We start from the raw sequence: 25267 nt of genomic DNA, 5'->3' as shown, positions 1-25267 counted from the left end.
ATTTCCTCCTTCAACAACCGAATCCGCATCACATTGCCGATAACGATTTTCTTAAATCAATTACTTCTTGTGAAAGCTTTAATGCATTTCCGAAATCATGCATTTTCTCCGCTTCTTTTAATGCGTGATTCTTATCTTGAATCTGCTGCTCAATTTTATACTTTTGAACTTGTTTCAAGCAATCCGCGATCTCTTCTTCGAGATGCTCTGGATCACGATCTGCTAAAGCTGCTTCCATTGCAATTTTTCGTAATTCACTATCTTCTAGAATCTCAGCGAATCGCTGATAATCTGATTTCTGATGGTTTTCATAGAAACCAATGAGATGTACATAAACCGCTAAATAATCATCTCTTACAAATGGTTCTTGCTCCGCTAAACGTACACGATCAACAACGTCAATGTTATGTAACATGTGTGCTAGGAGTAATCTTTCAGCACGATCTATCGCTGTGATTTTCTTTTTAGGGAGCTGCATTTGCGGCGCAGGGGACTGTTGTTGCTGCTGCTCTTTTCTTTTTGAGTTTTGAGCAAGCTGTCCTTCCTTTTGGCGAAGTTGCATGTTTAGCGTGTCTTCTGAAATATTCGTTTCTGTTGATATTTGCTTTATATATAATTCTTTCTCAATTGGTGATATTCCTCCAACTAAATAGTTCAAGGCTTCATCCACATATTGCAATATATCGTTATTAAATTGGAAGTTTTTATTCCTTCTAGCAACCATTAGCATAAATGCTATATAACTTAGCGGTTCTTCAATAATCTTAGATTTAAAAGAGTCTTCTCCAAACTGCTTTATATAGTCATCCGGATCAAGTCCTGTTGGGAGTACTGCCACATCTACTTTCATCTTTTCTGCGTGTAACATTTCCGCAGCTCGCTTAGCAGCCTCCCAGCCAGCTTTATCACCGTCATAACAAACAATGATACGTTCAGCTAGACGTTTTATCTTGTTCAAATGTTGCATCGTAAGTGCTGTTCCCATTGTAGCAACAGAATTATGAACATTTGCCTTTTTTCCTGATAGAACATCCATAAAGCCTTCAAATAATACAATCTTTCGTTCTTTACGAATAATCGGTCGAGCCTGATCTAAATTATATAGGATTTGCCCTTTATGGAAAATGGGTGATTCTGGACTATTCAAATACTTGGCGTCTTCTCCCGTATTGTCTATTATCCGTCCTGAGAAAGCGATTATTCTCCCGCTCTCATCTTTTATAGGAAACATTATTCTTTCCCGAAAGCGGTCAAACCATCCTGAACCCTCTTCCTTTTGAATAATGAGTCCACATTGTTCCATTTCTGCTAATTCGAAACCTTTTCGTTTTAACAGTTGGGTAAGCGAATCCCAATGTGGTAAGGACCAGCCAATGCCATAAGATTCTATAAGTTCCTTTGTAAATCCTCTTTGTTGCAAATATATAAGAGCTTTTTCTCCTTCCTCAGTATTGAGGAGGAGGTGCTGATAATATTCAGCAGCAAAAGCATGAGCTTCTTTCATCCGCCCTTCTTCTTTAGAAATAGGGTGCGTTTGTTCCTCAGTAGTTGATACCTCTACATGAACGCCCACACGATCACCTAGCTTAGCAACCGCCTCTTGGAATGGAATATGATCGATATCCATCAAGAATGTAATGGCGTTCCCTCCAGCTCCGCAACCAAAGCAATGGAATATTTGTTTATCTGTTGAAACAGAAAAAGAAGGTGTTGATTCACCATGAAACGGACATAAACCAAACCAGTTTCTGCCTCGCTTCGTCAACTGCACATAATCATTGATGACATCAACTATATCTGCCTGTGAACGAATTTGTTCAATAATTTCTTCAGGTATTCTTTGAGCCATTCCATCACCATCTTTACTTGCTAATAACTGAATTCGAGATAATCATTAAAAAGTCCTGCATATTTCGACAAAAAATTTTATATTTTATTATGGAAAGGTAAAAATACTTAAATACATTTTTACCACAATTCTTTATTATAAAACATTTCAATTGAAAAATCTATCACTTTTTTATATATACAAACAAAAAAACCTCCCCAGATACGGGGCGGCTTGCATACTTATATCACTTTTTCGATAATTGAATGCGGTGAAGTATATCATTTGCAGTCTCTTCTACAGCGCGGTTTGTCACATCAATGACATGACACCCGATGCGATTGACTACTTTTCGGAAATGTACAATTTCTTCATTGATTCGATCAAGTTTTGCGTAATTCGCACCGTCGTTCAATCCAAGTGCAATCAAACGCTCTTTTCTTATATTATTCAACTTTTCAGGCGAAATTACAAGCCCAAAACATTTTTGAGAATCCACTAAGAATAATTCCTCAGGTGGCTCAACTTCGGGAACGAGTGGTACGTTTGCAACTTTAAAACGCTTATGAGCTAAATACTGAGATAATGGAGTTTTTGATGTACGTGAAACTCCTACAAGCACTATATCTGCTAGTAATAAGCCTCTAGGGTCCCTACCATCATCGTATTTAACTGCAAATTCAATTGCTTCAATCTTTTTAAAATAATCATCATCTAATTTTCGTACTAATCCTGGCTCTTCTACAGGCTCAATTTTTAAAGTTTCTTCCAATTTCCCCATTAGTGGTCCCATCAAATCAATCGCCGGAACAAACATGTTATCACTTAAATGTTGTACATAAGAACGCATTTCATCTTTTACAAGTGTATAGACGATTATGGCACCTTGTTCAGTAGCTAAATGAACAATTTCTTTTAACTGTTCCAAACTCTCTACATGAGGGAAACGCTTCAAAAAAGTATCCTGCATACCAGGTCTGAATTGGCTGATTGCAGCTTTTGTGACAAGTTCTCCTGTCTCTCCAACTGAATCAGAAACGATAAATACGGCTAATTTATTCATTGGATGCATCACCTCACAAATCATGATTATCAGCAAGCGATAAAAATGCTCGCGTAATATTTGTTTTTGTTAGCCGACCTATGACTTCGTAGCCATCGGGATGTTCAAGGACGACAGGTAACGCATCAATTTGTCTTTCAATAAGCTTATTGGCAGCTTGAATCAACCCATCTGACTTCATACAAAATGCAATATTAGGCATTCTTGTCATTATAATATGTACTGGAATGTTATTTAAGTCCTGATTTCCAATACTTGTGCGAAGTAAGTCTTTCCTTGATAAGACACCTGTCAAGAATGCGTTTTTGTCTACAACAAAAAGAGTTCCAACGTCTTCTAGAAACATCTGACAGATGGCATCATATACTGAAATATTCTCAGATACTACAATTGGAATTGACTGGAAATCTTTCACTTTCATATTCATCATGCTATCTATAACAGCTTGACCTGTCTTTTTACCAGAATAAAAATAACCCACACGTGGTCTAGCATCTAAATAACCTGCCATTGTTAGTATGGCTAGATCTGGTCTTAGTGTCGCTCTAGTCAGTGAAAGCCGCTCAGCAATTTGTTCTCCCGTTATAGGGCCGTTTCCTTTAACAATTTCTAAGATCTCATCCTGACGTTTGTTGAGTTCTATTGGACTCACCGCCTCAAAAAGTGTTATACTCAATACTTGATAATTATATACTATTTCAATGTATATTGCTAAGAAAAGAAACGCATGTTACAATGTGTTCAAATCATATAAGCGATGAACGGAAAATAAGTATCATTTTAAAACATAGCGAGTAGGGATCGTGAAAGCCTACACGAAATGAGAAACGGCAACCGGGAGCTAATTTTTTTAAAGAGGACTAAGTTTGGTCTTAGTCAATCGGGGTGGAACCGCGGGTCATTACGCACTCGTCCCCGGGCATTGTGCCCGGAGACGGGTGCTTTCTTATTTTAAATTACTTTATGGAGGGATTTTCATGGCAAAATCAATGGAAAATATCGTTAGCTTAGCAAAACATCGTGGATTCGTATTCCCTGGATCTGAAATCTACGGCGGATTAGCAAACACTTGGGATTACGGCCCACTTGGTGTAGAACTAAAAAACAACGTAAAAAAAGCATGGTGGCTAAAATTCGTACAAGAATCACAATATAATGTTGGTCTTGACGCCGCTATCCTAATGAATCCAAAAACTTGGGTAGCATCTGGTCATGTTGGTAACTTCAATGACCCAATGGTTGACTGTAAAAAATGTAAATCTCGCCATCGTGCAGATAAATTAATCGAAGATGCTGCATTAGCACAAGGTCAAGAAATTATCGTAGATGGTTTACCTTTGGATAAAATGGCTGAAGTAATGAGTGAATATGACGTGAAATGTCCAGATTGTGGCGAACAAGATTTTACTGATATCCGTCAATTCAATTTAATGTTCAAAACATTCCAAGGCGTAACTGAATCTTCAACAAACGAGATTTTCCTACGTCCTGAAACAGCACAAGGTATTTTCGTGAATTTCAAAAACGTTCAACGTTCAATGCGTAAACGTACACCATTCGGTATTGCACAAGTAGGAAAATCTTTCCGTAACGAAATTACACCAGGGAACTTTACTTTCCGTACCCGTGAATTTGAACAAATGGAACTTGAATTCTTCTGTAAACCAGGTTCTGAATTAGAGTGGCATGCTTACTGGAAAGACTTCTGTAAAAACTGGTTATTAAACTTAAGTATGTCTGAAAGCAGCATGCGCCTACGTGATCACGCAGACGATGAACTTTCTCACTACTCAAATGCAACGACGGACATCGAATTCCAATTCCCATTTGGCTGGGGCGAACTTTGGGGTGTAGCATCTCGTACAGACTTTGATTTAAAACGTCATATGGAACATTCAGGTGAAGATTTCACTTATATCGATCCAGTTACGAACGAACGCTATGTACCATATTGTATCGAACCATCATTAGGAGCAGACCGTGTAACACTTGCATTCTTATGTGATGCATATGATGAGGAAGAATTAGAGAACGACGACAAACGTACAGTCCTTCGCTTCCACCCTGCCTTGGCACCATTCAAAGCAGCAGTCTTACCACTTTCAAAAAAATTAGCAGAGCAAGCTAATGACGTTTGGGCTGATCTTCGTAAAGAATTCCCAGTGGATTATGACGAATCTCAATCAATCGGTAAACGCTACCGTCGCCAAGATGAAATTGGTACACCATTCTGTATCACTTACGACTTCGACTCAGTAGAAGATGGTCAAGTAACCGTACGTCACCGCGATTCTATGGAACAAGTTCGTATGCCGATTACAGATGTTAAAGGTTATATCGCAAAACATCTTGAATTTTAATCTTAAATGCTGAAGGCGCTCGTTCAGACTCGACTAGCACTGGAACTTTCGAATCAAAAGCGTCTTTCAGCTTTTGTCCGAGAAAGTGAAAGTGACCTCGAGAGTCTAGCGCCTGAAGCTGGATATCTTTCTTAAATGCTGAAGGCGCTCGGTCAGACTCGACTAGCACTGGAACTTTCGAATCAAAAGCGTCTTTTCAGCTTTTGTCCGAGAAAGTGAAAGTGACCTCGAGAGTCTAGCGCCTGAAGCTGGATATGATTGTTGCACTAAGCCCGTCGATTGTTGCGCTACCTTGTATGATTGTTGCACTAACCTAGTTGATTGTTATTTAACAGAACATTTAAGTCCTTAGAAACTCATTTTATCGTCTAAAACAAACAAAAACCCACAAGCTGATTAATCTTCAGCTTGTGGGTTTTCTGTTTCTTCGGATGCTTCTTTTTTAGATTCGAAATCCGCTCCGAATAGTTGAGGGGTTCTTTCAAGCTGCTCAATGAATGCTTTTGATTTTAAGCGCAGACCTGTTTGTTCCTCATAAATTGTTGTGATAATTTTTTTAATAAATTTCTTTGTTTCTTTTTTCAACGTCAGTTTCCCTATCTTTTCAATAGGTACACTGTAAAACATTCTAATAAGCTTTAACTGAGTTGGTGAAAGGCGTATTATATACGGATCCTGGTGGAAGCAACGATGACAAAGGAAGCCCCCTTGTGTAAATGAAAATGCAAATTCTCCATCAACTGCACTACAACTTGCGCATTCATGCAATATTGGTTGAACACCAGTAAAGGGGAGCATTTTCCATTCTACAAACAAAGAAATCGCTTCTGAATCATAACCTTCTTCAATGGCACGTAATGCTTGCACTAATACTTCAAAAGCATAGGGTTCAGCTTTTTCTGATTCAATCAAACGGTCGACAAGTTCAACTGTATAACTAGCATAGGCGGTCGCTACAATATTTTCACGAATATGACGCATTGATTCAATAGGTTCACCTTGTTGCACTGTCCCCATTCCACGTCCTTGCTGTATTAAAAAGGAACCATATGTAAAAGGTTGTGTAACAGAAGCTAAACGGCTTGATGGTTTTTTCGCACCGCGAGCCATAGCCGTCACCTTTCCAGCTTCTCGCGTCATAAACGTGACTATTTTATTGGTCTCGCCATATGGTTGTGTTTTTAAGACAATGCCTTCCCATTTATTCAGCAATTGCCTTCACATCCCTAACTTAATATTCGTCTTCTCGGAAACCAAAATCACGTAATTGAGAAGATTTGTTACGCCAGTCTTTTTGTACTTTGACCCAAAGTTCTAAGTACACTTTACTGCCTAAAAGCATTTCTATGTCTTTACGTGCACGGATTCCGACTTCTTTCAAAAGGGCACCTCGTTTACCAATGACAATCCCTTTTTGTGAATCGCGTTCTACAATAATTGTAGCCATTACACGTATCATATCTTTTTCTTCATCTTTCGCAATTTTATCCACTTGCACTGCGATTGAATGTGGAATCTCTTCACGTGTTAAGTGCAATACTTTTTCACGTACTAATTCTGAAATGATAAAGCGCTCTGGATGGTCTGTTACTTGATCAGCTGGGTAATATTGCGGTCCTTCTGGTAAATATTTTGTGATTGTTTCAAGCAAACGATCAACATTATTACCATCTAGCGCAGAAATTGGAATAATCTCAGCAAAATCATATTCAGCTTTATAATCTTCAATTGTGTGTAATAAGTTATCAGGGTGCACTTGGTCGATTTTATTGATTACTAAAAAGACAGGTGTTTCGTTACCTTCAAGCATTTCTAAAATGAACTGATCCCCTTTGCCTAACTTTTGGGTTGCGTTGACCATGAACATAATGACATCAACTTCTCGCAAAGTGTTTTTAGACACTTTTAACATGAATTCTCCCAATTTATGTTTTGGTTTATGAATTCCTGGTGTATCGATGAATACCATTTGGCTATCATCTTGTGTTAAAACACCTTGTACTTTGTTTCGTGTTGTTTGTGGTTTATCACTCATAATGGCGATTTTCTGACCTATAACACGATTCAGAAACGTTGATTTCCCTACGTTTGGTCTACCAATAATTGAAATAAAGCCTGATTTGAATTGATTATTTTCCTGCATTCCTTAAATCCTCCGGTGTAAAGGCACCTGGTAAAAGTTCACGAACTGTGGTTTCTTGAACATCGCCTTTTAAATTTGTTAAGTAAACTGGCATATCTGGTTCGCAAAATTCAGCAATAACTTGGCGACAAGCTCCACATGGTGAGCATGGTCCTTCTGTATCTGCAACAACAGCTAGCGCAGTAAATTCATTTTCGCCTTCTGAAATAGCCTTGAAAATAGCAGTACGTTCTGCACAATTTGTCATACTGTAACTTGCATTTTCAATATTGCATCCACGGTAAACTTTACCTTCTTTTGTTAGTAGAGATGCACCGACTTTAAATTTTGAATAAGGGACATGGGCATTTTCGCGTCCTAGTTTTGACTCTTCTATTAATTGATGCTTATCCATAAGAATCACCTCATGTAAAATAATTCATCCACTTAGGCAAAAAGATGAGTATCCCGATTATAGCACTTGCACAAGCAAATACAAGTACAGCACCTGCAGCAAGATCTTTCGACTGTTTGGCAAGAGGGTGTATTTCTGTTGTAGTAAGATCTACTACTCGCTCAATAGCCGTGTTAATCATTTCAAGGGTCAGCATAATAGCAATAACAATAATTATCACAAACCACTCCATTTGAGATAATCCTGTTAGCAAACCTACGCTAATAACAACGATGGCTGCTAACACGTGGAAGCGAAAATTCTGTTCTTTAAATGCATGCAATATCCCCTGAAATGCATACTGAAATGATTTTAGAAATTTACTGACGTTCATAAGCATCACGGCTTAAGCCGTAAGATTCAAGAATTTCATCTTGTTTGCCAAACATTACTTTTTCATCTTCAGGCTCCATATGGTCATAGCCAAGTAAATGTAAAAAGCCATGTACAGCTAAAAAGCCTAATTCTCGTTCAAATGAATGTCCGTATTCATCCGCTTGTTCTTGTGTACGATCGATTGAAATAATAATATCACCTAAAATACGTGGCATGCCTTCAGCAATAATTTCCACTTCTCCTTCTCCCATTTCTTCAAGGGCAAAGGAGATAACATCTGTTGGTGCATCTTTTTGGCGATATTGACGGTTAATTACATGGATTGCTTCATTCGTAACAAATGTCACGGATAATTCCGTTTCATCTTCAATATGTTCAACTGTCGCAGCGTGTTGTAGTAATTTCTCTACTAGCTCGATATCAGAATCCTTTACTTTTGATGTTTCATCTAAAAAATCAATATTTAAACTCATATAGTTGCCTCCTAGGCTTATTTTGGCTTCGGATATTCGATACGTGAATGGAAGATACCATTTAGCGTTTCACAAAAAACTGCTTCAATCTTTTTTAATTCCCGGACAGAAAGATCACATTCATCAAATTGTCCATCCAGTAATTTATCTTGTGCAATGGCATGAACCAGCTTCTGAATTTTTTCAGCATTTGGTTCTTTCATCGAACGAACAGCAGCCTCTACACTGTCCGCTACACTTATTATAGCAATTTCTTTCGTTTGTGGCTTCGGTCCAGGGTAACGATAATTAGATTCAATTACAGCAGGATTTTTTTCCTTCTCTTTGTAATAAAAGAACTTCAAAAGACTCGTCCCATGATGTTGTCTTGCAATGTCGATAATTTCTTTTGGCATTTTATAAGCTTCTAACATTTTAGCTCCATCTTCAGCATGCGCGATAATAATATCTCGACTCGTTTCTGATGGCAAGCTATCATGAGGATTTATCGCTCCTATTTGGTTTTCAACGAAAAATCCTGGCCTTTTTGTCTTTCCAATATCATGATAATAGCACCCTACTCTTGCAAGCAAGCCATCTGCTCCAATGGCTTCACAGGCAGCATCGGCAAGATTCGCTACCATTACACTGTGATGATAAGTACCAGGTGTTTCTACTAAAATCTTTTTTAGTAATGGATGATTTGGACTTGCTAACTCTATTAATCTAAAAGATGAAAGAATACCGAATGCCGATTCGATAAATGGTAATAATCCTAAAGTAAGTGCTCCTGATAATAAGGCAGAAACGATGGAAGCAACTAAATAATATGCAAGTTCCGTCATACCATATGTAGATTGTGTCAATAATAAATAAAAGCCGATGAAAGTCGCATTTGCTATAGCAATACCCGTACTAGTCTGCAAAATTCGCGAACGTTTTTCAATTCCTTTATTGAAAAACAAGCTACTTAATCCACCGAAAATAATATATAAAGATACTTCCATTTGAATTACTGTAGCATAACCTTCCTGGAAAATGACGCCTGCTGCAACTGCCGTCATAATCGTTATAATAATTGCGATGCGCTCATTAACTAGTAATCTAATAAGCATTGGTGCCATCGCGACCGGGTAAAGGAACCCTATCATAACTTCAAATTCATCCTTAATTAGACTCAACAACTCCATCACGACAATTGATAGCAAATAAATTGTTACTGTAATGATTAGATCACGGACTTTGGTCTTTTTATCCGCCTTCCAATTACTGAACAGTGCAAAGAAGAATGCCATTTGTAATATGATTAGTAAGAATAGGCCCATTATCGGTTTAGTTGATGTATGATCAGCTAACATTCCCGTTAACTCTAATTCTCGGAAAACATCACGATCAATCACTTGTCCTTCTTGTACAATAATTTGCCCTTGTAATATACGTGTTGGATCAACATTAGCCTTTGCTTGTTCAACTTGTTCCTTTGTTAAATCTGAATTTTCCTTTTCTGTTTCCGTTATAGAAAATCGCCCAATTGACACAAGTGTTGCACGAATTTCTTTTGGAAATTCAGGTTTTTCTCGAATTTCTTTATCAATTTTTTCTTTTGTCTCTACTATTTGCTCAGTTCGAACAGGTTCTGACAAATGCTTTTTTACAAGTTCTGTTAATTCATCACGTGTTACTCGCAAAGAATCATTATCTTGTTGGAGCAAAGCTATCAATTCTTGATTGGTGAACCGTAGACCTTGACCATCTGTTTTTAATGCAATTAATTTTTCTCGTAGTTCTGCTACACGGCTTTGCATAACAGCTTCTTTTTCTTTTTTAGTTTTTCCATCTTCAATCGACGTTTTCACTTCTAAAACATAGTCAAAAATCGACTTAATCATCGATGCACGATTTTTCGCAATTTCTTCAGAATAATGATAGACAGGTTTTACCTCGCTAGCTGCCTGTTCTCTATCTTCCTCCGTTTTTACAGTGTCTTCTACTGTCTTCATCGAACGTATCGTATCCGGCGATAATTGAAAAAGTTTTAAGTCGAAATGTTCGCCCTTCACATTCCCAAGCATCAGTGAAAATTGCAAAATGCCCGTGATTGTTAAAATAATGGCAAGTAATACCGGAAAACGAAAGTACTGCATTAACTTTTTTATAAAAGTATCCATACAGCCACCTCCTATCTATAGACTATCATATCAACAAATGATATTTTTTTCACAAAAAATATAATCTATTTTGCTATAAATAATAATAAAATTATAAATATTTAATAATACCTACACTAAATCGACAAGAAAAATTTCTTATGAAAATAAAACGCAACACCCATAAATTGAGTGTTGCGCAGTTTATTACATTATTGTTCTTCTTCATAAGCTTGAATAATTTTAGCTACAAGTGGATGACGAACGACATCCGCTTGCTCAAGAATTTGAAAATGGATATCCTTCACATTTTGTAAAGTATTTTCAGCATTTGTTAACCCTGATATTGCACCTTTTGGTAAGTCAATTTGGGTTTTATCACCTGTAATAACCATTTTCGACCCGAAACCAAGTCGTGTTAAGAACATCTTCATCTGTGCTTTTGTTGTATTTTGCGCTTCGTCTAAAATGACAAATGCATCATCTAGCGTACGTCCACGCATATAAGCTAGTGGAGCAATTTCAATCGTGCCTCGGTCAATTAATCTCGTCGTTTGTTCTGCGCCCAATATATCGTGAAGTGCATCGTATAAAGGACGTAAATACGGATCGACTTTTTCCTTTAAATCTCCTGGTAAGAAACCTAAACTTTCTCCAGCTTCTACTGCAGGACGCGTTAAAATAATTCGTTTCACATTACCGTTTTTTAATGCTTGCGTTGCCATTACTACTGCTAAATATGTTTTTCCTGTTCCAGCAGGTCCGATACAAAAAGTTAAATCTCGGTGTCTAATTGCTTGAATATATTCACGCTGACCAATCGTTTTGGCACGAATCATTTTCCCTTTTGTGTTACGGGCAATGACTTCATCATAGAGCTCCGCAAAATATTCAATTGTACCATTTTTAGACATTTCAACTGCTGTGGCGACATCTCGCTGATTGATATTAATCCCTTTACGAATAACCTTTAATAATTGTTCTAGTAACTTTGTTGCATCGTCTTTTTGGCTTTCATTACCGACAATATGAATTGTTTCGCCACGCGTAATGATTTGCACATTAAAAGCCGTTTCAATCAATTTCATATTTACATCTGATATACCTAAAAGCATTACTGCTTCGTTAGGATCTTGCACGTTTAATTGGGTAGGTTGTTGTTCTAGCATGCTCAATCTCCTTGATAAATCGCTTGTTTAACTGCAATGTTCTCATTTACCAAAAACAATACTTTCCCTTTTACTGTATCATTATCAATAGCAACCTGCAAAAGTTTTTCCTTTTTCATAACCGATTTAGATGGCAATTCATTGATATATTTTTGATGAAGCAGTGGTAGCAGTACTTTTTCAACTGATTTTTCATCTAATACAAGTTCTTTTGTTATACTTTGTTGAGTGACGGATAAGTCAACATACTTGGCTAACCATTTAGGTAGTTTTACTGTTTTCCAGTCACCATCCTTTTTTTTCTTGTCCTTTTTCCACTTTAACTCGTAATGTCGTTCACCTGTTACCTCATACTCAATCTTTTTTGGTAGTGAGAACGACGCCTCAATCCAGTAGTCCGCAAATACCTCTCCTTCAGCCCCGTAGACGATTTCTTTCTCACCTTGTTTCAATATACCAGTGACGAGCAAATCACCCGTATAAACAGCTTTATTTTCCTCTACAACGCGTTCACCTTTCGTTAAATTAAAATGCGTTATAACACCACTCTTTTTTGCTATTAAGTGGCTAGGTTGTTCTTTTTTTTCAATTTCAGTATCTAGCTTGGGCGAAGGGATTGGTGAAAAGGTGAGATGACTTCCTTGCTGATTAATATGCACCCAAGATAAATCTCGCTGGTCTTGCAAAATTTGCTGTCTAATTACTGTTTCGTCTTGTAATTTACGCTTTAAGAATGGCGGTGAAATTTGCAATATATATAAACTCTTTTGCAGCTCTTCCTCCTGCTCTGGAGTGGATGCATCGATATCGACAGACCAAATAAATTGGGAAGCGCATAATGGTACGAGAAATAGTAATAATAAACCTATATGCACAATCCACTCATTACGTAAAATAATTTCTTCATCTAGCCAGTCTATTGCAATTTTCATATGATACTTACGTCTTAGTTTACGAATCATCGGTAAATGTTTACGTGTTGTTTGAAATGTTACATATTGTTTAGTCGTTTTAACTTTTTTAAGAGGTATGTTCGCCTTTGCTAAAGCCCTAAGAAATCCAGGTAGACGATCATTTTGCGCTACTTCTAACTCCAGTTTACGATTATTCCATCCATGCCTTTGCAAGTTAACTCTCCTGCCATTTTTCGATTGTCATTTTTTTTAATTGATTCAATTTTAAAGCAACGAGCTCGTCCTTTAGCACTTGGATTTGCAGCTCTTTCGCTTCGATATGGATAATAAACTCTTCATGCACAAATTCTACTTGCCGTTCAGAAATCTTTTGAATTGTAATTTTCCCTCTTAACTGGATCGTTTGGAAGTTTTCAATTTCGATAAGAGGCAGTAGCTGAAATAGCCGTTTCGACATACAAAAACCCCCTTCTCTATAGCATATGCAAAGAGAGCGGGGGTCATGTATTAGCGTTTCGATTTTGGTGGACCTAAAATTTCAGCCATTATAATTGATTGCGCTAATTGATTTTTTGTTTTTGGAAAATTAAACGTGCTTTTATCAGTTTGTTTCACTTTTTTCTGCGTTTCTGTTCCACGAGACATCGCAGGACGAGTCGATCTTGAGTTTTCAAAATTCCTTGCACCTTCTGAATGAGTGTCTCGCTCATAAGTAGGTGCAACTGTTTCTTTGATAGTTTCTTTCGCTTTTTCAACTTCAACTTTTGGTTGCTCACCGAATTTGCTTTCAAGATCACGGAAAACTTCTTTTGCATAATCTTCTAGACTTCTCGATTGACCTATTTTCTGAGGCATTGGTTGACGGTGTTCCGAATTTTGCTGCCTTTGAACAGGCCCCTTATTCGGCGCTTCCTTATTTCCTTGTTTTTTATCCTTGAAAAAAGCACTTATGATAGCTGATATTATGAACAGGATGATTACTTCCAATGGAAGTGCCTCCCTCCTAATGGTTGACGATTAATTATTGATTGTCATTGGTATTATCATGTGAATCTTGATTGATTTTACTAATTGAATCACGCATGCTTGTATCAGCCTGCACGTTTTTGTAGTTCATATAATCCATAATACCAATATTACCTGTACGAAGAGCTTCTGCCATAGCTAAAGGTACCTCAGCTTCTGCTTCTACTACTTTCGCTTTCATCTCTTGCACTTTTGCAACCATTTCTTGTTCGTTGGCTACAGCCATTGCACGACGTTCTTCAGCTTTTGCTTGTGCGATATTTTTGTCAGCTTGCGCTTGCTCAATTTGAAGTTCTGCTCCGATATTTTTGCCGACATCAACGTCCGCGATATCTATCGATAGGATTTCGAATGCTGTACCTGAGTCTAGTCCTTTTGACAATACAGTTTGAGATATTGAATCTGGATTTTCTAATACTGTCGAATGATTTTTAGAGCTACCAATTGTACTTACAATCCCTTCACCAACACGGGCAACGATTGTTTCTTCACCAGCACCACCAACAAGACGTTCAATGTTAGCACGCACTGTAATACGAGCTTTTGCTTTAACTTCGATACCATTCATTGCCACACCAGCGATAAATGGTGTTTCAATTACTTTAGGATTAACCGACATTTGAACAGCTTCTAACACGTCACGACCTGCAAGATCGATTGCTGCACAGCGTTCAAAAGTCAATTCGATATTCGCACGATGCGCTGCAATTAACGCATTAACAACTCGGTCTACGTTACCACCTGCAAGATAATGACTTTCTAATTGATTAATCGTTACGGGTAAACCTGCTTTATGAGCTTTAATTAATGGATTGACAATACGTGATGGAATAACTCGACGTAAACGCATACCGATTAATGTGAAAATACTAACCTTTACCCCAGCTGCTAATGCAGAAATCCACAATGCTACAGGGACAAATGTAAATAAAACTGCCAATACTATAAATACTAATACAATAGCGATAATGGCTGTAATTGCACTACCTGTTAATGCCATTTAAAACTTCCTCCTTTTGTTTAAAGTACCTCTCTTACAACGATACGAGATCCCTCAACTTTAATAATTATAACCATTTTTCTTGCATCAATGTAACCGCCTTCAGAGACGACATCGATTCTTTCTCCACCTAGCATAATCGCGCCAGCAGGTCTTAAAGGTGTTGAAGTTACTGCCTCTTTACCAAGAAGCTCTAGACGATTTATATTTGATACATAACCACTCTCTGTATCTGTTGCGTCTTTCAACACCATTTTGTTAAGCATAGTCATTTTTTTACCAAAAAATTTCATTAAGATCACCATCCCTATTACTGCTACTAATAGAGCCGTAAGAATTGAATAAGCCATATAGGTCACATTAGCACCAGCTAATAATAGACTTAATACTATTGCACCAAAACCAATAATACCACTAATACCACCAGGCAAGAAAAATTCAGCCACTATTAGTATAATCCCGACAATCAATAATATGATGGATTCATATCCGGCAAATCCAGCAACTAGATGGCCAAAGAAAAATAGAATGATGGCTATTATACTCATAGACCCTGCTACACCAAAGCCAGGTGAATATAACTCTATTACTAATCCTAAACTAGCGATCGATAAAAGTATAGGGACAATAATCGGATTGGTAATAAACCTTGCGATTTGCTCTGCAAAGGATTCATTTACCTTTACAACCTCTGCACCATCTAAATCTGTTTTTACAAGTAGTTCTTGAAGCGTCGAAACAGTTCCTTCAGAATAACCAACTTTAAACGCTTCACTTGCTGTTAACGTTAATAATTCTCCTTCTGTTGCTCTGAATTCTGGTAATGCATAGGATACATCTGCCATAGCTAATGCATAATCCGGGTTGCGATGTGAGGTTTCTGCTGCCGCTTTCATTTGTGCTAGCCATGCACTATTGGCTTTTTGATCGGCCATATTTCCTGCAGAATCAATAACTGCTGCTGCTCCAATTGTTCCATTAGGCACCATATAAATTTCATCTGCATGCAATGCTATAAATGCTCCAGCTGAATGAGCATCTTTATTTATAAATGCAATTGTTCTAACTGGTGCTTCATCCATCAGCTTCGCAATATCACCCGCTGCATTGACAAATCCACCTGGTGTATGAATTTCTAGAACAACTGCCTTCGCACCACTTTCTTCTGCTTCTTTAAAGGCTCTTTGTAAGAACACATATAAGCCTTTCTCAACTTCTTTTTCCACTGGCACATGATATACTTCTGTTTTCGCGAAAACAGAAGCTAGTGGTAAAAGTAACATTAATGACATGAGCATCAAAAACAACAAGCTAACCTTTTTAGATCGCTGCAACTTTCCCCCACCCTTCTACTATGTGTAGTATGCCTAAATAATCTACGGTTGAACTACAAAAAAGTTTCAAATTTAATTAAAATAATATCCGTCTTCAAATCGAAGACGGATAACATACCTCTTATAATGCTCTCTTTGAATTTCTAATTGCTTGAACAGATAATCGGACAAGTAATACTGCACTTAAAAATAAACCTAAGAAAGACACCGTATTTAAATAAACTGCATACGCGGTATTTATAAATTGCGAAATGGCTAAAAGCGCAACTGAAATAATGCCAAACGTAATACCAACCATTAATAATATAAAAAGTGAGAACCATTGCGAGATAAACAAAGCATTCTCCTTACCTGAGAACATATCCAGCTTAACCTTCATCTCGCCTTTTTCTAGCCTTGTTGTAATATGGTCTATTTTTTTAGGCATTTGTTTGAGCATTGGTAACATCATGATCAGTTCTTGTTGTAAATGATCTTTTAGTTCTGTAGGACTTGAAACAGTGACAAAAGATCGTTTGTTTTTTGCTGTAAAGCGTTTTGCTTCTGAGAATAAATCAAAAGTTGAATCTATGCCATTTAGTGTACCTTCTAAAGTTATTAAAGCACGCAAAGCCACGCCTACCATTGGATAGAGCTTCAACTCATAATGCTGGATAATAGTAAATAGGGTTTGAACAAGTTCCTCAGTTGATACTTTATCTAAATATTGTAATTGAATGAGCAACTGGCTTAATGCTTGTAATAAACCTTCTTCATCCATTCCGTTAGGATCTACAAGTAGATGCTTCAAGCCTTCTAACACAACTTCAGGGTCATTTCGTTCAATACCAATAAATAGCGTTCTCAAACCTTTTTGTTGTAAAGGCCCTAGTCTACCAACAGCTCCAAAATCTAAAAACGCTGCCGTGCCATCATTCATGACAAATATATTTCCTGGATGGGGATCAGCATGAAATACGCCCGCTACTAATAATTGCTCTAAAAAGCTATCATAAATCGAACTTAGTAATTTATGCCTTTTTTCATTTGTTTTTTCAAACTCATTTTGGTAATTATAAATGCTGACACCATGAATGTATTCTAAAACGAGTAAATATTCATTGCTATATTCTTTATAAACATGTGGGATCTTAATTTTATTTTTGCTTTTAGAGAGCGCATTCGAAACTTGTTCCATATTGCGAACTTCCATTTCAAAATTAATCTCTTCAAGTAAACTATTAGCAAAGCCGGTCGCAAGCTGATGGAACCCTAAATTTTCAGCCCAAGATGACTCTTCAACTAACCAATTTGAAAAGTGCAATAATATATCTAAGTCTTTTTGCATGACAGACGTTATATTCGGCCTTAATAATTTTATAACAACCTCTTTGCCATTTTCTCTCAAGATAGCCTTATGTACTTGACCTATAGAACCCGAAGCAATAGGATGCATATTAAAACTCCGAAACACTTCCAACATCGGTTTTGATAAATCTTTTTCCAGTCTCTTCTTTACTTGCTCAGCTGTCATGGGTTTAACATTTTGTTGTAACGTAGATAATTCTTCTATAAAAACGGTAGGAAAAATATCTTTCCGAGCTGATAAAACCTGACCGAATTTAATGAAAATACCTCCGCACTCCTCTAACATATTACGAAGTGCTATTGCTAAATAGCGATCATTTTCATACGTACGCTTATACTTCAGTGCTTTACCTATTCCATGTTTAAAGGCGATTTGAAATACTTCCACAAGTCTCTTTTGCCGATGAAACCGTCCACGAAATCTTGTGATGATATTTTTTTGCCCTGTTAATCTTTCTCCTTTTGCACCTAGTTGAATAGGGTCAAATAGTTCTAAAATTAAATAAAATAACATTGCGATTAATAACATACTGCCGATCCACACAAGTGTACTGACATTTGTTACCGCTTGCACCATGTCTTCGTTTTTATAATCGGTATGACGTAAATACGAATACCAATAGACAAAAGTTGTGAAAGTCAAACTAAATACCGCTGATAATATTCGCTTCATAAAATTCAATTTCGTACCGATTAACCGACCACTGACAAAATAAATAATAAAACCAACCAATATAAGTTGTAATACAGTCCAAATATAATGCATTGTTCCACCTACATATCCTGTATGATATCTATAATTAAACCACAAATTACCATACGATTGCTTGCAAAGTACTTCAAAAATAAAAAACTAGCACATTCTTTTTTTAAATGAACTAACTTTCATTCTATTTTCTGGTGAATGCTGCTACTCCCCCTTCAACAGTTACCATACATCCTGTTGTTTTTGCCGCTTTCTGGAGACTTACCCTGTTAGTAGTGAAACATCCCAATCACCGGCTTCTAAAAGATAATCGGTAATCTTGCTATGTATCTATTACCGTTATTTCATTAAGTATTGGATTTCTCTAAACTAGCGCTCAAAGTGTATAGCTATATTTAATACAATGTCTTCGCTTTACTAACTACTCAACCATATTAAACTATTAAAAAAATGCACAAAAATAAACCGAGAAATCACAAGGATTTCTCGGTTTAGGTCATTTGCAATTTTAATCAATCATGATGTTGCGTGTTTTGAACGTAGGGATTGTCTAGGAAATTAAATTACCACTTACGTTTACGTGCAGCTTCTGATTTCTTTTTGCGTTTTACGCTAGGCTTTTCATAGAATTCGCGTTTTCTAACCTCTTGAATTGTACCACTTTTAGAAACAGTACGTTTGAAGCGGCGAAGAGCATCTTCAAGCGATTCGTTTTTTCTAACGACAGTTTTTGACATCTCTCTTTCCCTCCCTCCGAACACACATCAAATACGAACATTAGCATAAGAAAAGATGTTAATGCTGTGTACTAAAAAATTATACCTTATTGATACAAATTGGTCAATACTCATGCTCGAATTAATATTCAGAATCTGATTTTAATCCGTTCATAATTTTCACACCAGAGCTTGCGCCGATTCTAGTAGCCCCGGCTTCAACCATAGTTTCTAGATCTTCTAAACTGCGAACACCACCCGAAGCTTTTACACCCATTTCTGGTCCAACTGTTTTGCGCATTAACGCTATATCGGCTGCAGTTGCGCCACCAGTTGAAAAGCCAGTAGAAGTTTTCACAAAATCAGCACCTACTTCTTTAGACAGTTGGCAAGCTACCACTTTTTCTTCTTCAGTTAGCAAACAAGTTTCAATAATAACTTTAACTAAAGTACCATTCGCTGCATCAACAACAGCTTTAATATCAGATTTAACAACATCAAGTTGACCTGATTTAAGGGCACCTATATTAATCACCATATCGATTTCACTAGCACCATTTGCAATTGCATCTTTTGTTTCAAATGCTTTTGTTGCACTTGTTTGAGCTCCTAATGGAAAACCAATAACAGTACAAACAACTGATTTAGCCCCTTCAAGATGTTTTGCTGCTTCTGCTACCCATGTTGGATTAACACAAACCGAAGCAAAGTCATATTTTTTAGCTTCTTGACAAAGAGTTGCAATTTGTTCTTTTGTCGCTTCAGGTTTTAATAATGTATGATCGATTAATAACGCGTAGTTTTTAGTCATGAATGAAAACTCCTTTGATTAAATAGATGTACGTACCTCTTCATATTACCATGGTTTATAGTTCACTTACCAGTATTATGCTATATACAAACCCACTACTGTAAAACTATTGATTCTGTTATAAAAAAAGCCATGCCATTATATAAATAGCATGACTTTTTTAATTCATTATATGCATAGCAAATGCAGCCATTGAAGCTGTGTTAATAATAGAACCACCACCTGCTTTTTACATATGTGGAATAGCATAACGGCTACCAAGTAATACTGATTTTAAGTTTACGTTTACTAAACGATTCCATTCATCTAGGTCAATATTAACAACATCTAAGTCTTTACGAATATTTGTTAAACCAACATTATTAAATAGTACTACCGCATTGCTCAGCTGTGAAATCTATGGCTTCTTCTACTAATTTTGCATTACCTGCAGGAAATGAAAGGTTTCTGATTAATTTCAGTATTTAGTCCAATGTTTTTCTCCAAGGTAGCCCGTTATTCTGTATTTGAGGTGATTGGATGGAGAATGTTAATCTTCAAGCGATAATGGAGTCAAAAACAAAATTCGAAAAAGTATGGGAAAGTATAGACCGAAATCATCGTATATTGTATTTTCAAATTGATGAGGACGATGCGGGTATTCCGGCTCATTTTCATCCTTATGGCGAAGATAGCGCTATCATATTACAGGGAGAGCTTACTTATGATATAAGTTTTGAACATCAAGTGAAAGCTATTGAAAATGAGATTGTATTTGGATGGACGAATTATGTACATGGTTATCATAATAATAGCCATAGTCCGTTACATATACTTTTATTCGCAACACCTGAACAAAATCCGAGTGTATATGAACAAAACGAATTTATGATACATAAAGATAAGAGCGTTCGAAAGACAAAACTAACTCAACATTTTGAAAAAAACTCTTCAAGTCGTATGATCTTTTCTGTAGGAGTCATTGAAAAATACAAGCCTAATATTTTTGTTTATAATTGGACTACAAAGAAATTAAGGGAAATAAAGCCAAGTGAGCACTATCCCTTACTGAATCAAGGTTGTTTATATATTTACTTTCAATAAATAAGTAGCATCTATTGAAATATTAGAATTTCTTAACTTTAGAGGAACGTTTTAAGACTATTTCTAATCAAACTTTATTTTAAAACAACAACAGAAATACTTATATCCATTTGCTATCCTTAAAAGTAAAACCCCGAAAACGAAATTACATTCCGTTTTCGGGGTTAATAAATTTGTTGTCATTTACATAGGTTAGTTTACTTGTACTTCTTCTAGTACACGTACAAATTGACCTTCAGACTGTGGATAACCAGCTTTCGTTACTTTCACTTTCACTAGTTTACCGATCATCTCTTCATTGCCCTCAAAGATAACTTTTAAATAATTGTCTGAATAACCAGCGTAAAGCCCTGCATCTTTTCCTTCTTTAATGTGTTCTTCAGGAATGATTTCTAATACTTCGTTTTCGAATTGAGAAGCATATTCTTTAGCCAGCTGATCATTTAGTGTTAATAAGCGATGTACACGTTCATTTTTCACTTCTTCGTCAACCTGGTCTTCCATACGGGCTGCTGGTGTTCCAGTACGTTTAGAGTATGGGAATACATGCAATTCAGCAAATTTGTGATTATTGATGAAGTTATATGTCTCCATAAATTCTTCTTCTGTTTCACCAGGGAAACCAACGATCACATCAGAAGTAACAGCTAGATGCGGTAACACTTCACGTAATCGATCTAAACGCTCACCGAAAAATTCCATTGTGTATTTACGACGCATACGTTTAAGTACTGTATCAGAGCCCGATTGAATTGGAATATGCAAATGATTTACGACGATATTAGAATCGCGCAAAACTTCTATCACTTCATCGGTTAATTGACTAGCTTCTATCGAACTAATACGTAAACGTTTTAAGCCTTTTACATTCTCTTCTAAGTCACGTAATAGTTGCGCTAGATTATAATCTTTTAAATCTTGTCCATAGCCACCTGTGTGGATACCTGTTAAAACAATTTCTAAATAACCAGCATCTACAAGTTGTTGTGCTTGATTCACGACTTCATGCGGATCACGAGAACGCATTAAACCACGTGCCCATGGGATTATACAGAATGTACAGAAGTTATTACAACCTTCTTGGATTTTCAATGACGCACGAGTGCGGTCAGTGAAATAAGGAACATCTAGTTCTTCATAAACTCGGTTTTTCATAATATTTCGTACAGCATTGATAGGCTGACGTTCATTTTTATATTGTTCAATATAGCCAATCATTTTCGTACGGTCTTGCGTCCCAACTACAATATCTACACCGGGAATCGCCATAATTTCCGCTGGAGAAGTTTGAGCATAACATCCTGTTACGCAAATAACAGCATCAGGATTTTGTCTAATTGCACGACGAATAACTTGTCGACTTTTCTTATCTCCTGTATTCGTAACTGTACAAGTATTAATAACATAGACATCTGTCTGATGGTCAAATTCTTTGCGTTCATAACCTTCATCTTTAAACAGTTGCCAAATTGCCTCTGTTTCATAGTGATTTACTTTACATCCTAATGTATGAAAAGCCACTGAAGACAAGGCTCGTCACCTCTTTCATTCAAATTCATAAGAAATTGCGGAAAGAACATATAATGGCGCCGTTTCCGCACGTAAAATTCTTGGTCCTAGTGAAATACATTGACACCCTAATCCTTGTAAAGCGGTAGCCTCTTTTCGAGAAATACCGCCTTCAGGACCAAATATGACAAGGATTGACTTATAATCATATACCTTTTTTAATTGCTCAGCAAACCGAGTTCGTTCTAGTTGTTTAGCATCCTCTTCATCGGCTAAAAAGACAACATCAAATTCAGAGACTTTTTTTAGTAATTGTGAGAAGTTCACTGGTTCTTCTATTGTCGGGATATGCGTACGATGAGATTGCTCGGCTGCTTCCTTAGCAATTTTCTGTAAGCGCTCTTGCTTCTTTTTACCTTTTTTCCCATCCCATTTGACAATTGATCGCTCAGCTTCAAAAGGAAGTAATGCATGCATACCTAACTCAGTTGACTTTTGGACAATTAAATCTAACTTATCGCCCTTTGGTAAACCACAAGCTATTGTTACTTGAATAGGTAGTTCGGGTGATGGCATTACATTGTCAGTCTTTTCTACATGAACGCCCTCTTCAGTAAAGTCCGAAATACGACTGATTGTTGCTTCACTATTATGAACAACAATGATTTCATCGCCTACACGCATACGCATCACTTTTGTTATATGATGCGCATCTTCACCACTAATTATGGCTAAATTATTATCAAAGGATTCGTTTATAAAATATCGTTGCATAGTAACACTCCATCAATTTACTGATTTTCGTGAAATAATTGCTACCCAATCTTCCATCATCATTACTTCTTCGATTATGAAGCCTGCTTTTTCAAGGGATGCTTTCACATCGTCCTTCTTTGGTTCAATAATACCCGAAGTAATAAATAGACCACCCGGTTTTACGATTGTATAAGCATCATCTGTGAAGGTCATAATGACTTCAGCTAGGATATTAGCAACTACAACGTCTGCAGGCTCTTTTACAGTATCTAAAAGATTTCCTTGCATAACATCAATAACTTCTTCAACCTTATTTAGCTGAACATTTTCAATTGCAGAGCGTACGGCTACTTCATCCAAATCAAGTGCATGAATATGTTTTGCTCCTAGCAATGCTGCACCGATAGATAAAACACCTGATCCAGTACCAACGTCTACTACTGAATCCGTAGCTTTAATTGTTTTTTCTAATGCTTGTAAACATAAAACAGTTGTAGGATGAGTTCCTGTACCAAAAGCCATACCCGGATCAAGTTCAATGATCAGCTCATCACTGTTTACAGGCTCATAGTCTTCCCAAGTTGGCACAATCGTGAAACGGTTAGAAATCTTCACAGGATGATAATACTTTTTCCATGCAGTTGCCCAATCTTCCTCATTCACTTCATTCAATGTCACTTTATTGTGACCAATATTAATGTCATAATTCACAAGATTATTAATGGCAACTTTAATTTCTTCAACAGTTTCACCTAAAAAACTTGTTTCAGCCAAATAAGCTTTTACAATGACACCATCCTTAGGAAAATCTTTAGGATTTAAATCATAAATCTCTCCAAATTGATCTGCACGTTCTTTACCATAATCCTCTGAATCCTCTATCACGACACCGCTTGCTCCAGCTTCGTGAAGAATATTCGAAATCGCTTCAACCGCTTCACTTGTTGTATGGATGGATAGCTCCGACCATTTCACTTGTTAGCCAACTCCCTTATTCACCTTTAAATTTGTTTTTAATTTTATCAAACAAAGTGCTACCTTGCTCTTCTGGGATATCTCCAGAAATACTAGCAAATTCGCGCAATAATTGTTTTTGTTTTTCAGTTAATTTCTTCGGCGTTACAACGCTTACGATTACATGTTGATCGCCCGTTCCATAACCATGAACGTTCTTGACGCCTTTTCCTTTTAAGCGGAATCTATCACCAGATTGTGTACCTGTAGGAATTTTCATTTTCACTTTACCATGGACTGTTGGTACTTCGATATCATCACCAAGGGCCGCTTGAGCAAATGTAATTGGTAGCTCTAGATAAATATCGTCGCCATCACGTTCGAATTTTTCATGTGCACGAACATGGAATACGATGTAAAGGTCACCTGCTGGACCACCATTCGTACCCGCTTCACCTTGCCCACTTACGCGCAATTGTTGACCATCATCAACACCTGCTGGAATTGTAACTTTGATTTTTTTACGTTTTTTAACTGTCCCTGCACCGTGACAAGTTGAACATTTATCCTTGATAATTCGACCGCTACCTTTACAGTAACCACAAGTACGACGGTTTACCATTTGACCAAATGGTGTAGTAACTGTCTCATTGATTTGACCTTGGCCATTACAGTGAGAACATGTGTCTTTCGATGTACCTGGTTTTGCACCAGAGCCATGACAAGTTTCACAAGTTTCATCACGAGGAATTTCAATTTCAGTTTCTTTACCGAATACCGCTTCTTCAAAACTAATCGTCATGCGATATTGCAGATCATCACCTTTTGTTGGTGCATTTGGATCACGACGACGGCTTCCGCCACCTCCGCCAAAGAATGAACTGAAAATGTCTTCAAAGCCGAAGCCATCTCCGCCACCGCCACCAAATCCTTGGTTAGGATCTTGATGTCCAAACTGATCATAGCGTGCTTTTTTTTGGTCATCGCTTAACACTTCATAAGCTTCAGCAATTTCTTTAAATTTTTCTTCTGCCCCTGCCTCTTTGTTCAAATCAGGGTGGTATTGTTTTGATAGTTTACGATAAGCTTTTTTAATTTCGTCTTTTGACGCTGTTTTTTGAAGACCTAAGACTTCATAATAATCTTGTTTATTCATTTTTCACACTCCGCTCCGTTTGCA

General features: G+C 37.0%; 24 protein-coding genes and 1 pseudogene. 2 read left to right on the top strand and 23 right to left on the bottom strand.

Going from position 1 to position 25267, the window contains the following annotated elements:
* Positions 1-28: 28 nt before the first annotated feature.
* The 3 genes from dnaG to ACQKMD_RS09750 form a co-directional block, all read right to left on the bottom strand.
* Positions 29-1849, bottom strand: coding sequence for a DNA primase (gene dnaG, locus ACQKMD_RS09760; protein ID WP_427751545.1), 1821 nt, complete (start codon positions 1847-1849; stop codon positions 29-31).
* Positions 1850-2075: 226 nt separating this feature from the next.
* Positions 2076-2891, bottom strand: coding sequence for a pyruvate, water dikinase regulatory protein (locus ACQKMD_RS09755; protein WP_427751544.1), 816 nt, complete (start codon positions 2889-2891; stop codon positions 2076-2078).
* A 13-nt stretch (positions 2892-2904) separates the two neighbouring features.
* On the bottom strand, positions 2905-3543 hold the full coding sequence (locus ACQKMD_RS09750) for a helix-turn-helix transcriptional regulator (protein WP_427751542.1): 639 nt from the start codon (positions 3541-3543) through the stop codon (positions 2905-2907).
* Between the two features lie 325 nt (positions 3544-3868).
* Between ACQKMD_RS09750 and ACQKMD_RS09745 the strand changes: the two genes are divergently transcribed.
* Positions 3869-5251: a glycine--tRNA ligase gene (locus ACQKMD_RS09745; protein ID WP_427751540.1), complete on the top strand. Its 1383-nt coding sequence runs from the start codon at positions 3869-3871 to the stop codon at positions 5249-5251.
* Positions 5252-5647: 396 nt separating this feature from the next.
* Here the strand turns inward: ACQKMD_RS09745 and recO are convergent, their stop codons facing one another.
* The 16 genes and pseudogenes from recO to ACQKMD_RS09665 form a co-directional block, all read right to left on the bottom strand.
* Complete coding sequence (gene recO, locus ACQKMD_RS09740) at positions 5648-6463, bottom strand: DNA repair protein RecO (protein ID WP_427751539.1); 816 nt, start codon at positions 6461-6463, stop codon at positions 5648-5650.
* 19 nt (positions 6464-6482) lie between these two features.
* Positions 6483-7394, bottom strand: coding sequence for a GTPase Era (gene era / locus ACQKMD_RS09735; RefSeq protein ID WP_427751538.1), 912 nt, complete (start codon positions 7392-7394; stop codon positions 6483-6485).
* Positions 7381-7788, bottom strand: a complete 408-nt coding sequence (locus ACQKMD_RS09730; protein ID WP_427751537.1) for a cytidine deaminase — start codon at positions 7786-7788, stop codon at positions 7381-7383. Before ACQKMD_RS09730 ends, era begins: the two co-directional genes overlap by 14 nt.
* Before the next feature lie 10 nt (positions 7789-7798).
* On the bottom strand, positions 7799-8161 hold the full coding sequence (locus tag ACQKMD_RS09725) for a diacylglycerol kinase family protein (protein WP_427751535.1): 363 nt from the start codon (positions 8159-8161) through the stop codon (positions 7799-7801).
* Positions 8148-8636 (bottom strand): rRNA maturation RNase YbeY, encoded by a 489-nt coding sequence (gene ybeY / locus ACQKMD_RS09720; protein WP_427751533.1) that lies wholly within the window; start codon positions 8634-8636, stop codon positions 8148-8150. Before ybeY ends, ACQKMD_RS09725 begins: the two co-directional genes overlap by 14 nt.
* Positions 8637-8653: 17 nt before the next feature.
* A complete protein-coding gene (locus ACQKMD_RS09715; RefSeq protein ID WP_427751531.1) occupies positions 8654-10783 on the bottom strand; it encodes an HD family phosphohydrolase in 2130 nt (709 codons plus the stop codon).
* Between the two features lie 191 nt (positions 10784-10974).
* Complete coding sequence (locus tag ACQKMD_RS09710; protein WP_427751530.1) at positions 10975-11931, bottom strand: PhoH family protein; 957 nt, start codon at positions 11929-11931, stop codon at positions 10975-10977.
* Between the two features lie 2 nt (positions 11932-11933).
* A complete protein-coding gene (locus ACQKMD_RS09705) occupies positions 11934-13058 on the bottom strand; it encodes a sporulation protein YqfD (protein ID WP_427751528.1) in 1125 nt (374 codons plus the stop codon).
* 1 nt (position 13059) lies between these two features.
* Positions 13060-13302 (bottom strand): hypothetical protein, encoded by a 243-nt coding sequence (locus ACQKMD_RS09700; protein ID WP_427751526.1) that lies wholly within the window; start codon positions 13300-13302, stop codon positions 13060-13062.
* Between the two features lie 50 nt (positions 13303-13352).
* Positions 13353-13832 (bottom strand): hypothetical protein, encoded by a 480-nt coding sequence (locus tag ACQKMD_RS09695; RefSeq protein ID WP_427751525.1) that lies wholly within the window; start codon positions 13830-13832, stop codon positions 13353-13355.
* Positions 13833-13866: 34 nt separating this feature from the next.
* Positions 13867-14871: a flotillin-like protein FloA gene (gene floA, locus ACQKMD_RS09690; protein WP_427751523.1), complete on the bottom strand. Its 1005-nt coding sequence runs from the start codon at positions 14869-14871 to the stop codon at positions 13867-13869.
* Between the two features lie 20 nt (positions 14872-14891).
* Positions 14892-16205 carry an NfeD family protein gene (locus ACQKMD_RS09685; RefSeq protein ID WP_427751522.1) on the bottom strand — a complete coding sequence of 438 codons (1314 nt, stop codon included), beginning with the start codon at positions 16203-16205 and terminating at the stop codon, positions 14892-14894.
* Positions 16206-16326: 121 nt separating this feature from the next.
* Positions 16327-18318: an ABC1 kinase family protein gene (locus tag ACQKMD_RS09680; RefSeq protein ID WP_427751521.1), complete on the bottom strand. Its 1992-nt coding sequence runs from the start codon at positions 18316-18318 to the stop codon at positions 16327-16329.
* A 503-nt stretch (positions 18319-18821) separates the two neighbouring features.
* Positions 18822-18995, bottom strand: coding sequence for a 30S ribosomal protein S21 (rpsU, locus tag ACQKMD_RS09675; protein ID WP_004227078.1), 174 nt, complete (start codon positions 18993-18995; stop codon positions 18822-18824).
* Between the two features lie 121 nt (positions 18996-19116).
* The gene (deoC, locus tag ACQKMD_RS09670; RefSeq protein WP_427751519.1) at positions 19117-19785 is read right to left on the bottom strand and encodes a deoxyribose-phosphate aldolase; all 669 of its coding nucleotides are present in this window, start codon (positions 19783-19785) and stop codon (positions 19117-19119) included.
* Between the two features lie 232 nt (positions 19786-20017).
* Positions 20018-20189: pseudogene (locus ACQKMD_RS09665) on the bottom strand (SDR family NAD(P)-dependent oxidoreductase); the annotation flags it as partial.
* A 115-nt stretch (positions 20190-20304) separates the two neighbouring features.
* Here ACQKMD_RS09665 and ACQKMD_RS09660 point away from each other — a divergent pair.
* The gene (locus tag ACQKMD_RS09660) at positions 20305-20868 is read left to right on the top strand and encodes a hypothetical protein (protein WP_427751518.1); all 564 of its coding nucleotides are present in this window, start codon (positions 20305-20307) and stop codon (positions 20866-20868) included.
* A gap of 192 nt (positions 20869-21060) precedes the next feature.
* Here ACQKMD_RS09660 and mtaB read toward each other — a convergent pair whose 3' ends face one another.
* The 4 genes from mtaB to dnaJ are packed head-to-tail and all read right to left on the bottom strand — an operon-like array spanning position 21061 to position 25243.
* Positions 21061-22398 carry a tRNA (N(6)-L-threonylcarbamoyladenosine(37)-C(2))-methylthiotransferase MtaB gene (mtaB, locus tag ACQKMD_RS09655; protein ID WP_427751516.1) on the bottom strand — a complete coding sequence of 446 codons (1338 nt, stop codon included), beginning with the start codon at positions 22396-22398 and terminating at the stop codon, positions 21061-21063.
* Between the two features lie 15 nt (positions 22399-22413).
* Positions 22414-23151, bottom strand: a complete 738-nt coding sequence (locus ACQKMD_RS09650) for a 16S rRNA (uracil(1498)-N(3))-methyltransferase (protein ID WP_427751514.1) — start codon at positions 23149-23151, stop codon at positions 22414-22416.
* A gap of 12 nt (positions 23152-23163) precedes the next feature.
* Positions 23164-24108 carry a 50S ribosomal protein L11 methyltransferase gene (gene prmA / locus ACQKMD_RS09645; protein ID WP_427751512.1) on the bottom strand — a complete coding sequence of 315 codons (945 nt, stop codon included), beginning with the start codon at positions 24106-24108 and terminating at the stop codon, positions 23164-23166.
* A gap of 16 nt (positions 24109-24124) precedes the next feature.
* Positions 24125-25243 carry a molecular chaperone DnaJ gene (gene dnaJ, locus ACQKMD_RS09640; RefSeq protein ID WP_427751511.1) on the bottom strand — a complete coding sequence of 373 codons (1119 nt, stop codon included), beginning with the start codon at positions 25241-25243 and terminating at the stop codon, positions 24125-24127.
* Positions 25244-25267: the final 24 nt, after the last annotated feature.

Source organism: Viridibacillus sp. NPDC096237 (assembly GCF_050278625.1).
Lineage (GTDB): Bacteria > Bacillota > Bacilli > Bacillales_A > Planococcaceae > Viridibacillus.
Note: the sequence above shows the minus strand (reverse complement) of the source record. Positions and strands in the feature narration are given on the sequence as shown.

Bases quoted from the DNA above. Each gene is read 5' to 3' on its own strand.
- dnaG (WP_427751545.1), bottom strand. From the start codon at position 1,849: ATGGCTCAAAGAATACCTGAAGAAATTATTGAACAAATTCGTTCACAG.
- ACQKMD_RS09755 (WP_427751544.1), bottom strand. From the start codon at position 2,891: ATGAATAAATTAGCCGTATTTATCGTTTCTGATTCAGTTGGAGAGACA.
- ACQKMD_RS09745 (WP_427751540.1), top strand. From the start codon at position 3,869: ATGGCAAAATCAATGGAAAATATCGTTAGCTTAGCAAAACATCGTGGA.
- era (WP_427751538.1), bottom strand. From the start codon at position 7,394: ATGCAGGAAAATAATCAATTCAAATCAGGCTTTATTTCAATTATTGGT.
- ACQKMD_RS09730 (WP_427751537.1), bottom strand. From the start codon at position 7,788: ATGGATAAGCATCAATTAATAGAAGAGTCAAAACTAGGACGCGAAAAT.
- ACQKMD_RS09725 (WP_427751535.1), bottom strand. From the start codon at position 8,161: ATGAACGTCAGTAAATTTCTAAAATCATTTCAGTATGCATTTCAGGGG.
- ybeY (WP_427751533.1), bottom strand. From the start codon at position 8,636: ATGAGTTTAAATATTGATTTTTTAGATGAAACATCAAAAGTAAAGGAT.
- ACQKMD_RS09715 (WP_427751531.1), bottom strand. From the start codon at position 10,783: ATGGATACTTTTATAAAAAAGTTAATGCAGTACTTTCGTTTTCCGGTA.
- ACQKMD_RS09710 (WP_427751530.1), bottom strand. From the start codon at position 11,931: ATGCTAGAACAACAACCTACCCAATTAAACGTGCAAGATCCTAACGAA.
- ACQKMD_RS09700 (WP_427751526.1), bottom strand. From the start codon at position 13,302: ATGTCGAAACGGCTATTTCAGCTACTGCCTCTTATCGAAATTGAAAAC.
- floA (WP_427751523.1), bottom strand. From the start codon at position 14,871: ATGGCATTAACAGGTAGTGCAATTACAGCCATTATCGCTATTGTATTA.
- ACQKMD_RS09680 (WP_427751521.1), bottom strand. From the start codon at position 18,318: ATGCATTATATTTGGACTGTATTACAACTTATATTGGTTGGTTTTATT.
- rpsU (WP_004227078.1), bottom strand. From the start codon at position 18,995: ATGTCAAAAACTGTCGTTAGAAAAAACGAATCGCTTGAAGATGCTCTT.
- deoC (WP_427751519.1), bottom strand. From the start codon at position 19,785: ATGACTAAAAACTACGCGTTATTAATCGATCATACATTATTAAAACCT.
- ACQKMD_RS09660 (WP_427751518.1), top strand. From the start codon at position 20,305: ATGGAGAATGTTAATCTTCAAGCGATAATGGAGTCAAAAACAAAATTC.
- ACQKMD_RS09650 (WP_427751514.1), bottom strand. From the start codon at position 23,151: ATGCAACGATATTTTATAAACGAATCCTTTGATAATAATTTAGCCATA.
- dnaJ (WP_427751511.1), bottom strand. From the start codon at position 25,243: ATGAATAAACAAGATTATTATGAAGTCTTAGGTCTTCAAAAAACAGCG.